10 protein-coding genes are annotated in these 13,658 nt (G+C 73.0%); 2 read left to right on the top strand and 8 right to left on the bottom strand.

Annotation, left to right across the window (positions count from 1 at the left end; all coding sequences use genetic code 11):
- Window positions 1–211: 211 nt before the first annotated feature.
- Complete coding sequence (gene ltrA / locus C7C46_RS18205) at window positions 212–1,579, top strand: group II intron reverse transcriptase/maturase (protein ID WP_110670915.1); 1,368 nt, start codon at window positions 212–214, stop codon at window positions 1,577–1,579.
- A gap of 107 nt (window positions 1,580–1,686) precedes the next feature.
- Entirely contained in the window at window positions 1,687–2,346 is a 660-nt protein-coding gene (locus C7C46_RS37350; RefSeq protein WP_110670914.1) for a TetR/AcrR family transcriptional regulator, read from the top strand.
- A gap of 117 nt (window positions 2,347–2,463) precedes the next feature.
- Here C7C46_RS37350 and C7C46_RS18195 read toward each other — a convergent pair whose 3' ends face one another.
- The 8 genes from C7C46_RS18195 to C7C46_RS18160 all read right to left on the bottom strand — a co-directional run bounded on the left by C7C46_RS18195 (window position 2,464) and on the right by C7C46_RS18160 (window position 13,597).
- Window positions 2,464–4,878: a SpoIIE family protein phosphatase gene (locus C7C46_RS18195; protein ID WP_110670913.1), complete on the bottom strand. Its 2,415-nt coding sequence runs from the start codon at window positions 4,876–4,878 to the stop codon at window positions 2,464–2,466.
- A gap of 164 nt (window positions 4,879–5,042) precedes the next feature.
- Window positions 5,043–5,492 carry a hypothetical protein gene (locus tag C7C46_RS35085; protein WP_110670912.1) on the bottom strand — a complete coding sequence of 150 codons (450 nt, stop codon included), beginning with the start codon at window positions 5,490–5,492 and terminating at the stop codon, window positions 5,043–5,045.
- Between the two features lie 212 nt (window positions 5,493–5,704).
- Window positions 5,705–6,649 carry an MBL fold metallo-hydrolase gene (locus tag C7C46_RS18185; protein ID WP_110670911.1) on the bottom strand — a complete coding sequence of 315 codons (945 nt, stop codon included), beginning with the start codon at window positions 6,647–6,649 and terminating at the stop codon, window positions 5,705–5,707.
- A complete protein-coding gene (locus C7C46_RS35965) occupies window positions 6,646–7,296 on the bottom strand; it encodes a winged helix-turn-helix domain-containing protein (protein WP_146259119.1) in 651 nt (216 codons plus the stop codon). The genes C7C46_RS18185 and C7C46_RS35965 overlap by 4 nt, the downstream gene beginning before the upstream one ends.
- A gap of 108 nt (window positions 7,297–7,404) precedes the next feature.
- Window positions 7,405–8,460: an alpha/beta hydrolase gene (locus C7C46_RS18175; protein WP_110670910.1), complete on the bottom strand. Its 1,056-nt coding sequence runs from the start codon at window positions 8,458–8,460 to the stop codon at window positions 7,405–7,407.
- A 243-nt stretch (window positions 8,461–8,703) separates the two neighbouring features.
- Window positions 8,704–9,990: an aspartate aminotransferase type Ic gene (locus C7C46_RS18170; RefSeq protein WP_110670909.1), complete on the bottom strand. Its 1,287-nt coding sequence runs from the start codon at window positions 9,988–9,990 to the stop codon at window positions 8,704–8,706.
- A 251-nt stretch (window positions 9,991–10,241) separates the two neighbouring features.
- Entirely contained in the window at window positions 10,242–13,151 is a 2,910-nt protein-coding gene (locus tag C7C46_RS18165) for a polysaccharide lyase family 8 super-sandwich domain-containing protein (RefSeq protein WP_110670908.1), read from the bottom strand.
- A gap of 188 nt (window positions 13,152–13,339) precedes the next feature.
- Window positions 13,340–13,597: a LapA family protein gene (locus C7C46_RS18160; protein WP_110670907.1), complete on the bottom strand. Its 258-nt coding sequence runs from the start codon at window positions 13,595–13,597 to the stop codon at window positions 13,340–13,342.
- Between the last annotated feature and the right edge of the window lie 61 nt (window positions 13,598–13,658).

Here is a 13,658-nt window from a genome sequence, read left to right as displayed (position 1 = left end):
TGTGCACAGTCTGGGCCGGATCAGGAGAGACCCGTCTGACCACGTCTGACGTCGGGCAAGAGACCGGACGTATAAGCCGATGGTGAAGTCGTCCGGAGGGCAGCGGGAGTCCGATGGGGTCGTAGTACCGCTGATCGGCGTGCAACACAACGCGCCGGGAGGGAAGGGCCCCAACTTTGATCACGTTCGTGGCGGAGGTAAGTGCGAGGGCATGGCCGGAGAGAGTCTGGTCAACTACCCCGGCGGGCAATTGCCCGTTGTAGTGGATGGGCGTGCGTCCGTTCTGAAAGTGCGACAACTTCAACGCGCGCTATGGGCTGCGGCCAAGCAGTCTCCGGAGCGGCGTTTCCATGCCCTGTACGACCGTATTCACAGGGGTGACGTCCTGTGGGAGGCGTGGGAGCGGGTCCGGGCCAACAGTGGGAGCGCCGGGGTGGATCGGGTCACCCTGGAGTTCGTGGAGAAGGAGTATGGGGTTCGGCGGTTGCTCGGCGAACTCCAGCAAGCTCTCCGTTCAGGTACGTATCGTCCCGCGCCGGCCAGGGGTGTGGATATCCCGAAACCACAGGGTGGCAAGCGGCCGCTGGGTATTCCCACGGTGCGTGACCGAGTGGCCCAGCAGGCGGCGAAGATTGTTTTGGAGCCGGTGTTCGAGGCGGATTTCCTGCCGTCCTCGTACGGGTACCGGCCCAAGCGGTCGGCGACGCAGGCAATGGAGCGTCTTCGGACGGGTTTCATCGAGGGTCGCTGGGTTGTCGTGGAGTTCGACATTCGCAACTTCTTCGGCGAGATCGACCACGGTCGACTGCTCGTGGAGGTGGGTCGGCGGGTGTCGGACCGTCGGGTGCTCAAGCTGCTGCGGTTGTGGCTCCAGGCGGGTGTGATGGTGGACGGGGAGGTTCGGCGGACGGTCGCCGGTACTCCCCAGGGCGGGGTGATTTCACCCCTGTTGGCCAACATCTACCTGCACGTTCTGGATACCGAGCTTGCTCGGCGTGGTGTTGGTGAGCTGGTGCGGTACGCGGACGATGGTGTCGTCCTGTGCCGGTCGGTGGCCAATGCTCAGGCGGTCTTGGTGGCGGTCGGGGAGATCCTCGGCGGGCTGGGGCTGGAGTTGCACCCGGACAAGACGAAGGTGGTTGACCTCAGAGAGGGCCGGGAAGGACTCGACTTCCTCGGCTGCCACTTCAGAGCCCGCTTCTCGGGCCGGATGTGGGAGAAGTACCGAAGGGTGCGTTTCTACCTGCATCGATGGCCTTCGCAGGCGGCGATGAAGCGACTCCGGGACAAGGTCCGTGATCGGACCGACCGCCGCCGGTCGGGGGCGGATATCCGTGACGTGATCGCGGAGTTGAATCCGATCCTGCGCGGCTGGGGCGCCTACTTCCGAACCGGGAATGCCGCCCGGAAGTTCATCCAGATAGACCGGTATGTAGCGTGGCGTCTCCGTAGACTGATGGTGAAGAAGCGGGGGCGTAACCTGCGTGCGGGGCAGACTGCTGTATGGACGGAAGAGTGGTTCAACGGGCACGGCCTGCACCGTCTGCGTGGCACGATTCGCTATCCGAAGGCTGCGTAACCCAGTCAAGAAGATCATCGGTAAGCCGTGTGCGGGAAAACCGCACGCACGGATTGAAAGGGGAATGGGGAAACGGGTCCGCAAGGACACCGCGCCCCTGACTACCAATGGCTGCGAACCCACCTCTGACCGGCGGCGCGCTCACCCAGGCGCGGATCCTCGACGCGGCGGCCCGGCTGATGAGCTCGATCGGCATCACCCGGACCACCACCAAGGAGATCGCCCGGGAGGCGGGCTGCTCGGAGGCGACCCTCTACAAGCACTTCCGGGACAAGGAGGAGATCTTCGTCCGGGTGCTGCACGAGCGGCTGCCCCCGTTCGCCGAGATGCTGGCCGAGCTGCCGGCCCAGGCGGGGAGTTCGACGGTGGCCGCGCACCTGACGGAGGTGGCCCGGGCAGCGGTGCCGTTCTACCGGCGGGCCTTCCCGATGGCGGGTGCCGTCGCGGCCAGCGCCGACCTGCTGGCCGCGCACCGGGCCAAGCTGGACCTGGCGGTGGCCGGGCCGCACATGCCCTCGGCACACCTGGCCGAGTACCTGCGCGCGGAGCAGGCGCTCGGGCGGATCTCGGCGGCGGTGGATCCGGCGGCGCTGGCCATGCTGCTGATCGGGGCCTGCTTCCACCGGGCGTTCCTGACCCTCTTCTTCGACGGTGGCGAGGAACTGGCCGGGGCGGAGCAGGTGCGGGCGGCGGTGCGGGTGGAGCAGGACGAGCAGTTCGTCCTGGCGACGGTGCGGGCGTTGCTGGAGCCGGTGGCTCAGGGCTGACTGCGCGGCAGGGCGCCGGGGCTGCGGGCCGGTCGAACGGATGGGGCAGCGGGTCGGGCCCGAGCCGGCGGTCGTGGCTCAGGCCCGCGGGCCAGCCCGGGGGGCCGGGGCGGCGGGTCAGAGGTTCTGCTCGGCCCAGATGATCTTGCCGGTGTCGGTGTAGCGGGTGCCCCAGCGCCGGGAGAGCTGGGCGACCAGGTAGAGGCCGCGGCCGCCCTCGTCGGTGGTGCGGGCGTGGCGCAGCCGGGGCGAGGTGTTGGAGGCGTCCGAGACCTCGCAGCTGAGCGAGGTGTGGTGGATCAGCCGCAGGGTCAGCGGCGGAGCGCCGTACCGGATCGCGTTGGTGACCAGCTCGCTGACGATCAGTTCGGTGGTGAAGACCAGTTCCGCCAGCCCCCACCCCGCCAGCGTGGCGGCCACCCGGGCCCGCGCGTCGGCCACCACGGCCGGGTCGGCGGGCAGCTCCCAGGTGACGACCGCCTGCGGGGCCAGCGCGCGGGTGCGGGCCAGCAGCAGCGCGATGTCGTCCTCGCGCCGCTCCGGGGTCATCGCGCCCAGCAGGTCCTCACAGGCGTCCTCCAGGCCGGGCCGCGCGGTGGCCAGCGCCCGGTGCAGCCGCTCGGCCGCCAGGTCCGGGTCCCGGGTGGCGTGCCCGAGCAGCCCGTCCGTGTAGAGCGCCAGCACGCTGCCCTCCGGGAGCTCGAACTCGGCGGCCTCGAACGGCAGCGAGCCGACCCCCAACGGCGGGCCGAGCGGCACGTCCAGGAACGAGACCTGCCCGTCCGGGGTGCGCAGCGCGGGCGGCACGTGCCCGGCCCTGGCCATCACGCAGTGCCGGTTGGCCGGGTCGTACACCGCGTACAGGCACTTGGCGCTGTGCGGCTGGTCCGCCCCCGGGGCGCCGATCCGGGACTCCTCGTCCATCAGCCGCAGCACCAGGTCGTCCAGGTGGGCCAGCAGTTCGTCCGGCGGCAGGTCCATGTCCGCCAGGGTGTGCACCGCGGTGCGCAGCCGGCCCATCGCCGCGGCCGCGTTGATCCCGTGCCCGGCCACGTCGCCGACCACCAGCGCCACCCGGGCACCGGAGAGCGGGATCACGTCGAACCAGTCGCCGCCCACGCCGCCGCGCGAGGAGCCGGGCAGGTAGCGGTGCGCCACCTCCAGCGCCCGGGTGACCGGCAGCGCCCGGGGCAGCAGGCTGCGCTGCAGGGTGAGCGCGGTGTCGTGCTCGCGGGTGTAGCGCCGGGCGTTGTCCAGGCAGACCGCGGCCCGGGAGACCAGCTCCTCGGCGAGCGAGAGGTCCTCCGGCTCGAACGGGTCGGAGCCCGCCGAGCGGACGAAGACCACCACCCCCTGCACCACGCCGCGGGCCCGCAGCGGCACCGCCATCAGCGAGTGCAGCCTCAGCCGCTCCAGGGTCTCGCGGCGGCGGGGGTCCTCGGCCAGCCAGTTCTGCGAGCGCGGGTCGGACGGTACGTGCAGCACCGCCGAGCCCTCCCACAGGCAGCGCACCATCGGCGAGCTCGCCGCGTACTCGGGCGCCTCGCCGGGGGCGGTGACCACCTCGGGGCTGCCCGGACGCACCGACAGGTGGGCCATCCGGCGCAGCGGCGGCCGCCCGCCCGGGACCAGCGTCGGCTCCTCGCCGCGCAGCACCGGTTCCAGCAGGTCCACGGTGGCGAAGTCGGCCAGCCGGGGGACCGCGACCGAGAGGAGTTCCTCGGCGGTGGTGGTGAAGTCCAGCGTGGTGCCGATCCGCGCGCCGGAGTCGGTGAGCAGGGCCAGGCGTTGGCGCGAGCGCCAGCGGTCGGTGATGTCCACCGCCATGTAGCAGATGCCCAGCACCCGCCCGGCGCCGTCGTCCAGGCGCAGGAAGGAGGTGGAGTAGGCCCGCTCGTGCTCGGGGTCGGCGGGCAGCCGGCCCAGGTACTCGAAGCCGCGCACCGGGACGCCGGTGGCCAGCACCTGGCGCATCTGGGCCTCGATCGCCTCGGGCGCGACGTCGGGCAGCACCTCGGACATCCGCCGCCCGAACCGGGCGGGCAGGTCGAGCCCGGCCATCTGCTCCAGGGTCTCGTTGAGCCACAGGTAGCGCAGGTCGGTGTCGAGCACCGCGATGCCGTACGGGGAGTGGGCCAGGAAGCGGGAGAGCACCGAGTAGCTGGCGCCCCACCAGGGGGTGGCGGCCAGGTCGAGCGCGGCCAGCTGCCAGCGCGGCCGGCCGGAGAGGTCGGTGAACCGGGCGGCCTGGACACCCAGCGTGAGCACGGTCCCGTCCGCGCGGCCGACCCTCAGCACCCCGGCGGGCGCGGCGCCGAGCGCGCTCCAGCCCGGGTCCAGCCGTTCGTCGGGGGCCAGCAGCTCGGTGGCCGGGCGGCCCAGCACCTCCGCCGGAGGGCGGCCCAGCAGCGCGGCGGCGGCGTCGGACCAGCCGACCACCGTCCCGTGCTCGTCCAGCACCGCGCCGGCGGTGGGCAGCAGATCGAACGGGAGGGCCGCGGCCTGGCGGTCGAAGCTGTCCGAGCCGGACATCGGCGAGCCCTCCTGTGCGGAAGTGTCGCCTCAATTCTCCCGTGATCTTGGCTCGGCTGCCACTCTGTGTGAGCGAACGGGGGGCAGCTGGGCGGGGCGGCGCGGGCCGCCCCGGGGCCGGGTCCCCCGCCGCGCTGGGCGGGGGACCAGGGACCGGGCGGAGGTCAGCAGGTGGTGGGCAGGTCCACCGTGACGGGGGTGTTGTACCAGGGGTAGGACGAGACGCTGAAGACGGCGTGCACCGTGCTGCCGCAGGAGGCGTTCACGGTGAGCGGGTTGGTCTGCACCGTGCTGGCGGTGAAGACGACACCCTGCTGCGCCTGGCCCAGCTGCTGGGTGCCCTGGTAGGCGGTCAGCGTGGTGGAGAGCTGCTGCGGCTGCGGGGCCGGGCTGCCCGGGCTGGGCGGCCCGGCCAGGCTGATCTGGCCGGTCAGCGTGACAGTACCGCCGTAGACCGTGCCGCAGACCTTGGTCCACAGCCCCGACTGCAGGCCGCCGTACCCACACGTGGTGACGGGCGCGGGGTCGGCAGGCGCGGCAACGGCGGTCGCCGGGGCGGCGCCGAGCAGGGCGAGCGCGGCGGAGCCGGCGGCGAGCAGGAGCGAGCGGGTCATGAGTCGGTTCTCCCTGAAGTGATCGGCATGTGGTGTGCCTTGGTACGTCGGACCTGCGACGACGCGAGGAGGTCCGCGCCGTTGCAATGTGATATTTCACTGTCAGGGTCAATGGAATGCGTCGAAATGGTGAACGCCGCACGATAAACTGATGTGCCGTCAGATGCGGGATTCGGAGCGATCATTCCGCACCGGAGGTGACGGGGTCGCGATCAGAGGGCCGGGCGCTGCGCGGTGAGGACCCGGTTGAGCTCGCCGCGCCGGACCAGGCGCTGCATGTCGCGCTCGGTGGGGCGGTTGTAGACCACGAAGTCCTGGTGCGGGTAGACCCCCGGCCGGTCGGCCACGGCGGCGGCGGCCTCCCGGATCGCCGTCAGGTGGGCGGGGGTCAGCTGGAGCGGGAGTTCGCCGGGCTGGTACTGCGCGCCGATCGGGAAGTCGCGGCCGGGCCGGGCGGTCATCTCGACGTGGCAGCCGAGCACGTGGGTGACGGGGTGGCTCGCGGCGAAGGCGGTGAGGCGGTCCATGGTGGCCAGGAAGGCCGCGGTGTCGGCGATGTAGAGCCGGCCGGGCAGCACGGTGTCGCCGGTGAGCAGTAGCCCGGTCCACGGGTCGTAGACGGTGACCGAGGCCGCGTGGTGTCCCGGCGAGCCGATCAGCCGCAGCTCGCGGCCGCCGAGGTCGAAGCCCACCTCGCCGGCGGGCCAGTTCTCCCCGAACCCGAAGAACTCCCGCACCGCCTCCTCCTCGCGTCCCACGATCCGGGTGTCCGGGCGGTCGGCGAACTGGCCGTCGGCGGCCACGTGGTCGCCGTGCCCGTGGGTGTGGGCGACCACCAGCTCGTAGCGCTCGCGCGGGTGGTCGACCAGCCACTCGCTGATCAGCTGGTCCACCGTGGCGCGCAGCGGGAACAGCTCGGCCTCCTCGGTGGCGCCGGTGTCGAGCAGCAGGGCGCGCTCGTTGCCGAAGAGCAGGAAGAGGAACGGGGCCTCGTAGTTGACCGTCTTGTCCTGACGCAGGATCACCGTGTGCGCCTCGTACCGGTGGACCTGGAGCAGCGGACCCTGGCCCGGTGCCAGGTGCGGGTGGCCGGGGTACCAGGTGACGTCGAGCGAGCCCGGCACGGGGGCGGCGGTGTGGAAGTCGATCGAGGTCATGCGGAGCCCTCCTCGGGCGTGGCGGGTCGGGTGGGGGTGGCGGCGAGCAGGATCCGGACGTGCCGCCGGTCCGCGGCGGACGGGGCCCGCTCGTTTTGTTCGGCCTGCTCGGTGCGGGCCAGGTAAGGGGCGAGCAACTCCTTGAAGCGCTCGCGCAGTCCGGCGGCCTCGGCGGGAGTGAGCAGGACCAGGGCGCTGAGCACGCCGGCCCCGGCCTGCCACTCGGGGCCCTCCTGGGCCACCTGGTCGGTGTGGTCCAGCACGGCGCGCACCTCGCGCTCCAGCACGGTGCGTTCGAGCTGGCGGCGCAGCAGCTGGTCCCCGGCGGCGGTCAGGCGCAGCTGCGGGCGGCGGGCGGTGACCTGCCACTGGCGCTCGCGGCGGTCCCGGCCCGGGCCGGCCTCGGTCACGTAGCCGTACTTGGCGAGCTGGCGCAGGTGGAAGGAGCAGTTGGCCTGCGGCACGTCCAGCCGGCGGCCGCACTGGGCGGCGGTCAGCGGGCCGTGGATGACGAGCAGTTCGAGCAGGTCCAGGCGGAGCGGGTGGGCCAGGGCCCGGATCGCGCGGGGGTCGGTGCTCGGGGCGTCCGCCGCGCTCCCGGTGCCGTCCGGGCTGTCCGTGCTGTCCGCGCTTCCTGCGTTCTCCATGTGCCAAAGCTTACTTTGGCTTCTGGGTATGTCAACGCTTTCTTTGGCTTTTGCGGAAACGGGAGGGCGGGGGTGCCTCCGCACCCCCGCCCTCCCGTTGACGGACCGTCAGGCCGACAGTGCCATCCGCAGCGCGCCCGCCGCCTCCGCGGTGGCCTCGCGGAACCGGTGGCCGATGCCCAGGAAGTTGATGTACCCGTGGATCAGGTCCGGCTGGCGGCTGAGCGCGACCGGCACCCCGGCCTCGGCCAGCCGGGCGGCGTACGCCTCGCCCTCGTCGCGCAGCGGGTCGAACCCGGCGGTGGCCACGTAGGCCGGCGGCAGGCCGGTCAGGTCCTCGGCCAGGTGGGGCGAGAACCGGACGTCGGTGCGGTCCACCCCGGCCGGCGCGTAGTGGTCGGCGAACCAGTCCATGTGCGCGCTGGTCAGGAAGAGGCCGTCGGCGAACAGCTCGCGCGAGCGGCGGCGCACCGAGGCGTCGGTGGCCGGGTAGAAGAGCAGTTGGAAGGCCGGGGCCGGGCCGCCGCGCCGGCAGGTGGTCTGGGCCGTGACGGCGGCCAGGTTGCCGCCCGCGCTGTCCCCGCCGACCGCGATCCGCGCCGGGTCGGCGCCCAGTTCGGCGGCGTGCTTGTGGGCGTGGTCGAAGGCGGCGAGCGCGTCGTCCACGGCGGCCGGGAAGACGTGCTCGGGGGCCAGCCGGTACTCCACCGAGAGCACCCGGACGCCCGCGTGCCGGGCCAGGAAACGGGCCGTGTTGTCGTGGCTGGTCCGGCTGCCGACCACCCAGCCGCCGCCGTGGAAGAAGACCAGCAGGCCGGAGGGCGCGGCCAGGCCCGCGGGGGTGTAGAGGGTGGCGGCCAGCTCGCCGCCGCTGCTCGGGATCACCACCTCCCGGGTCGCCACCGGCTCGATCGGCGGCCCGCTGACCAGGTGGCGGCCCAGGTCGGTGGAGCGCCGGGAGGCCGCCACGCCGCGCGGGTCGACCAGGTGGTTGCCGCCGATCCGCTGCAGCCGCAGCAGCAACTGGGCGTCCAGCGCGAGCTGCTGGCCGTCCAGCCGGACCGGCGGGCCGGCCAGCAGGCGGCGCAGCGGTCGCGGCAGGGCGTAGGCGGCGCGCACCGCGGCGCCCTGGGCCCGGATCTGGAACGGTATCGACGTGTCCATGCGCTCTCCGCTGGTCTGCCGGGGGCGGGCCCGCCGGGGCCGGGTCGGCCGTGGTGGGGTCCGCCGTGGTGGGGCCGCCGGGCTCGCACGGCCGGTCCCGTGCGGGCGGCAGGCAGCGGGACGGACCGGCCGGTGCGCGCGGCACCGGCCGGTCCGGGGAACTTACCGGAGAGTAGCCTTCGCTGGGTAGAGGGTGTCGGCTGACGCCCGATCAGCTGGTCCGGCGGCGGCGCGGCCGGCCGGTCAGCCGGCCGACTGCGCGGCCAGCTCGGCGGCGGCCAGCCGGACGCAGACCGCCACCCCGCGCATCGCCGCGCGCACCTCGGCTGCCGAGGGGAAGCTGGGCGCCAGCCGGATGTGGCTGTCCTGCGGGTCGAGGCCGCCCGGGAACGCCGCGCCGGCCGGGGTCAGCGCGATCCCGGCCTCCTTCGCCAGCCGGACCACCCTGCTCGAGCAGCCCGCCGGCACCTGGAGGCTGACGAAGTACCCGCCCAGCGGCTTGGTCCAGGACGCGATGCCGAGCGGGCCCAGCTCCGCCTCCAGCACCTCGTGCACCGCCGCGAAGCGCGGGGCCAGCAGCTCGCGGTGGCGCTCCATGTGCTCCAGCACCGACTGGGTGGACGGGAAGAACCGGGCGTGTCGCAGCTGGTTCACCTTGTCCGGGCCGATGGTCTGGGCCGAGGCGAGCGCGCTGTACCAGGCGAGGTTGGCGGTCGAGGAGCCGAAGAAGGCGACGCCCGCGCCCGCGTAGGTGATCTTGGAGGTGGAGCCGAAGACGAAGGCGCGGTCCGGGTGGCCCGCCTCGGCGCAGGCCTGCAGCACCGGGAGCAGTTCGACCCGGTCCTCGGTCAGGTGGTGCACCGCGTAGGCGTTGTCCCAGAAGAGCCGGAAGTCGGGTGCCGCGGTGGGCATCGCCGCGAGCCGGCGGACCGTCTGCTCGCTGTAGGTCTCACCGGTCGGGTTGCTGTACTTCGGCACGCACCAGATGCCCTTGATCGACGGGTCGGCCGCGACCAGCCGCTCGACCTCGTCCATGTCCGGGCCCTCGCCGGTCAGCGCGACCGGGACCAGGGTGACGCCGAACCGGGCGGCCAGGGTGAAGTGCCGGTCGTAGCCGGGCACCGGGCACAGGAAACGGACCTCGGACTCCTGCGCCCACGGCCGCTCGCCGCCCGGCAGGGTGGTGAACATCGCGTGCGCCAGCACGTCGTACATCACCTGCAGGCTGGCGTTGCCGCAGGCGAGGAGCTGCTCGGCGGGCACCTGGAGCAGCTCGGCGAAGACCGCGCGCAGCTCCGGGAGGCCGACCAGGCCGCCGTAGTTGCGGCAGTCGGTGCCGTCCGCCGCGCGCGCCTCGCCCGGCTGGACGAGCGTCAGCAGCGCGTCCGAGAGGTCCAGCTGCTGGCCCGAGGGCTTGCCGCGGGTCAGGTCGAGGGCCAGCCCCTCGGCGAGCAGTGCCTGGTACTCGGCGCGGGCGGCGTCGAGGTCGAGGGCGACTGCCGGGACGGTCGGGGCGGACGGCGCGGGCATGACGGTCTCCTTCCCCGCGAACGCACCTGCACGGACGCGGGACGAATGCAAAGGGCGCCCCCGACCCTATCGGGTCGGCCGGGACCGCAGCGGCCCGTCTCGTTCCGTGAGCCGCTCCTGTCCAGCCCGCTCGTCGGGGGGCACCAGCTGGACAGCGTGTACCTGCCGGGAGCCCCGGGCCTGGCGCGCCTGCGGTCCGGCGGCGGGTCGCGGGCCGCCGCCGGACCGTGGTGTGGAGGGGCGAGGGGCGGTCAGCCCGTCACGACCTCCAGACGGGGCGGATTCACCGTGTTCAGACGGGTGTTGAGGACCGCGGCCAGGCCGGCCGCGCCGAGCGGTTCGAAGACCGCGAGGTTCGCCGGGGTGCCTGCGCTCCGGGCGGCCGCTACCGCGCCGGTCACGTCCAGCGCCACCCAGTCCACCCCCGGGGAGAGTTGGCCGCTGCCCTGGGCGGCGCCCAGGGCAGGCGCGCTGTTCCAGGTGACCGAGGGCTCCGACCACGACCCGGCGGCCATCGCGAAGGCCTGCATCGCCGTGGTGGTGCCGCCCGAGTCCTGCACGTTGCCGTAGACCCAGAGCACCGCCCGCGAGACCGTCCCGGTCAGCCCGGAGAGGTCGAAGGAGAGCAGCGCCTCCCGGTCGTACCCGCCGTTGCCCGCGTTGGCGTTCTTCACCACCATGGTGGTCAGGTTGCCGTAGTTGGTGTCGGCGTAGCTGCCGTTCCGCACGTACGTGCCGGCCGTGGCCGGGAGTTGGGTGGCCGTGCGGCTCGGCACGGTACCGCCGCTCGCCAGCGTGACGCTCCGGCCGGCCCCTTGGGTGCCGCCGACCTCGGCCAGCAGGGTGACACTCGCGCCGCTGTTCAGCACGGTGATCCCGGTGGCAGCGGTCACCGTGCCGTACCCCGGGCGGGCCACGGTGACCTGGACCGTGGTCGCCGCCCGGGTCGGGTCGCTCACCGTCACCGACAGTGTGCCGCCCTGCTCGCTCACCAGCACCGAGCAGGGCGCCGAGACGGTCAGCGGACCGGCACTGCCGGCGGCGAAGAAGTTGGCCATGGTCAGCCCCAGTGAAGGCACCGAAACGGCCTGCACAGTAGCGGAGTTGGCCAGCACGGTGGCCGTCGGAGCGGCTGCCCGGGCCGCCGCCGCGGCGGCGGTGGCGCCCGGCATCAGCAGGTACTGGTAGCCGGCGTCCACCGGGTCGGTGCCGTGGTCGAACCAGAGCGAGAGGTAGTTGCGGGTGAGCGGGGCGGTGCTGGAGCCGGAGTTGACGGCGGACCAGGAGCCGGTGCGGGCCTCCCGCTTGACCTGCACCGTGGTGCCGGGCGGGAAGACGTACGCCCCCATCCCGCTGATCGCCATGGCCTGGCTGCCGGTGCAGGTCCGGCTCCAGCCGAGGGTGCTGGGCTGCGCCACACCGTCCACGGTGAAGACCTGGCCGTTGCCGCTGCCGAGGTTGCGGCTGTCCACGGTGGTCTGCACGGCGACGCCGTCGGTGCTGTTGATCCCGGCGCCCAGGCACAGGATCGAGTCGTCCAGCAGGAACCAGGACTTGCGGCCGGTCAGGGTGGACTGCAGGCCGCGCACGTCCTGGCCGACGACGGCGTAGTGGCCGTCGGTGGCACCGCCGGCCCAGGTCGCGGCCGGACGGGACGCGCCCCAGGCGCCGCCGGCCGCGTCGGCCAGCACCATCGTGGACACGGTGGTGCCGGGGAGCTGGTACGGGTCGACGGTGGGCCAGAAGGCGTCCGCGTACTGGCCGTCGCCGTAGTCGGAGCCGTACCAGTAGAGCATCCCGCTGTTGGTGTGCCAGCCGCGCAGGTTCTCGCCGTTGCCGGTCTCGTAGAAGGTCGTGCGGGCCGAGCAGATGCTCAGCTGCGCGGCCCAACCGGCGCGGCGGTGCACGGCCCGGTCCATGCCGAAGATCCGGCTGTCCACCGGCTCGGGAGCGGCGGCGACCGTGCTGTCGTTCAACAGCGCCTGGGCCCGGGCGAGTTCCGGGATGTCCAGGCTCTGGTCGGACAAGTACGGCGCGTAGTAGTCGCGTTGCAGCGAGCCCTTGACCAGTGACTGCCAGCCGGCGGCCTGGGCGGCAGGCGCCACGCCCGCGGTGGCCAGCCGCAGCAGGTCGCCGAGCAGCGCGTGGCCGCGGGTGTGGTCGTCCTGCTGGACCTGCAGCGGGTCGCTCAACTGAGTGCCGCGGCTGATCGCGCGGCCCGAAACCCCGTCCATCACAAGCCCGTTGTAGAGGAACGGCGCGTAGGCGGCGGTGACGGCGGTGTACAGGTGCTGGACGCCCGGATCGGTGACCGCCCAATTCGTCCCGGACAGCAGGGCGAGCAGTTTGCTCAGGCCGTTCACCAGGACCTCGCCGTAGCTGCCGGTGTAGGGCACGTAGGTGTGCTGCACGAAGCTGCCGTCCGCGTACAGGCCGTCGCCGGTGAGCACGTACGGGAAGACCGGGGTGAGCGCCTGCTGCGCGGTGGTCAGCTTGGCGGGGGAGCGGCCGAGGATGCCGCGCAGGGCCAGCACCCGGCACAGGTCCACCCGGTTGGCGCCGGTGCTGGTGCCGGTGTAGGCCGCCACCGCGGAGTCCGGCACGAAGTGGTCGACGGCGGCGCAGCAGGTGCTGAGCTGACTCGACGTCAACTGGCCGAAGAGCAGGGCGCAGGTGTCCTCCAGGGCCTGCGGCGCGCCGATCTGCCAGTCCCACCAGTTGCCGTAGGTCGTGGTGGTCGGGGTGTAGGCGTGGGCGGCCAGCCAGTCCAGGCCGGTGCTGACGGCGCCGGCCAGGGTCGGGTCGCCGGTCAGGCCGGTACCGGGCTGCACATAGGCGAGGGCCATGGTCCGCAGTCGCTTGTAGCTGGTGGTGACGTTGGCGGAGGCGGTGCCGATCGGCAGGTCGGGCCAGAGCGAGTCGGGGGCGGGGGACAGGCCGCTCAGACTGGCGCCCGCCTGGGTGCCGAGTCGGGCCAGTGCGGCGGCGAAGGGCGCGGCGGCGGGGTCGAAGCCGGTGCCGGTGAGCAGGCGCACCCAGATGGCCCGCAGCGTGTCGTAGCCGTCCGCCCACGCGGTGCCGGGGAACTGCGTGGTGAGGGCCACGGCGCCTGCCGCACCGCCGAGTTGGAGGAGGCGCCGTCTGCTGAGGAAGGAAGGCATGTGGGGGGTCCTTCGGGTCGGGGTGGGCGCGATGGTAAGCGCTTTCCCAAACGGCCGTCAACGGGCGGCGCCAACCGGGCGGGACAGGCGCGCCCGTCCGGAGGTCCCGGGAGTGCCAGTGCGAAGGCCCCGGGCAGCCGGGCTGCTCGGGGCCTGTGGGCCGAAGGACGGACGAACGGCTGGTTGGGCTACTCCCGTGGCAGGCGGCGCCGGGACAGGTACCAGCCGAGGGCGGCGCCGACCACCAGGGTGACGGCCAGGACCAGCCAGAGGGGGAGGGTCACGGTGGGGATCCACAGGTGGATCTCGGTCGAGGCGGTGTTGGCCGCGATGAACCAGATCGCGAGGCCTGCCAGGACAACGAAGCCGATCGTGCGCACGCGGACCGCCTTGCCGCGGACGGTGACGGTCGGTGGGCGGTTCGGGGCGTTCGTTCTGTCTGCCATTTTGCCATTATGTGACGATTCGCCCGTCGGCGCGCCCGAGTGCTCGAGCTGCCTGCCGCCG

The sequence above is a fragment of the Streptomyces tateyamensis genome, from assembly GCF_003205575.1.
GTDB classification, from domain to species: domain Bacteria; phylum Actinomycetota; class Actinomycetes; order Streptomycetales; family Streptomycetaceae; genus Kitasatospora; species Kitasatospora tateyamensis.
The sequence above is the reverse complement of the archived record's forward strand: the minus strand, read 5'-3'. Positions and strand labels throughout refer to the sequence as shown.

What these genes read in the sequence shown, in the direction of transcription:
- ltrA (WP_110670915.1), top strand. Translation starts at nt 212, where the DNA reads ATGGCCGGAGAGAGTCTGGTCAACTACCCCGGCGGGCAATTGCCCGTT.
- C7C46_RS37350 (WP_110670914.1), top strand. Translation starts at nt 1,687, where the DNA reads ATGGCTGCGAACCCACCTCTGACCGGCGGCGCGCTCACCCAGGCGCGG.
- C7C46_RS18195 (WP_110670913.1), bottom strand. Translation starts at nt 4,878, where the DNA reads ATGTCCGGCTCGGACAGCTTCGACCGCCAGGCCGCGGCCCTCCCGTTC.
- C7C46_RS35085 (WP_110670912.1), bottom strand. Translation starts at nt 5,492, where the DNA reads ATGACCCGCTCGCTCCTGCTCGCCGCCGGCTCCGCCGCGCTCGCCCTG.
- C7C46_RS18185 (WP_110670911.1), bottom strand. Translation starts at nt 6,649, where the DNA reads ATGACCTCGATCGACTTCCACACCGCCGCCCCCGTGCCGGGCTCGCTC.
- C7C46_RS35965 (WP_146259119.1), bottom strand. Translation starts at nt 7,296, where the DNA reads ATGGAGAACGCAGGAAGCGCGGACAGCACGGACAGCCCGGACGGCACC.
- C7C46_RS18175 (WP_110670910.1), bottom strand. Translation starts at nt 8,460, where the DNA reads ATGGACACGTCGATACCGTTCCAGATCCGGGCCCAGGGCGCCGCGGTG.
- C7C46_RS18170 (WP_110670909.1), bottom strand. Translation starts at nt 9,990, where the DNA reads ATGCCCGCGCCGTCCGCCCCGACCGTCCCGGCAGTCGCCCTCGACCTC.
- C7C46_RS18165 (WP_110670908.1), bottom strand. Translation starts at nt 13,151, where the DNA reads ATGCCTTCCTTCCTCAGCAGACGGCGCCTCCTCCAACTCGGCGGTGCG.
- C7C46_RS18160 (WP_110670907.1), bottom strand. Translation starts at nt 13,597, where the DNA reads ATGGCAGACAGAACGAACGCCCCGAACCGCCCACCGACCGTCACCGTC.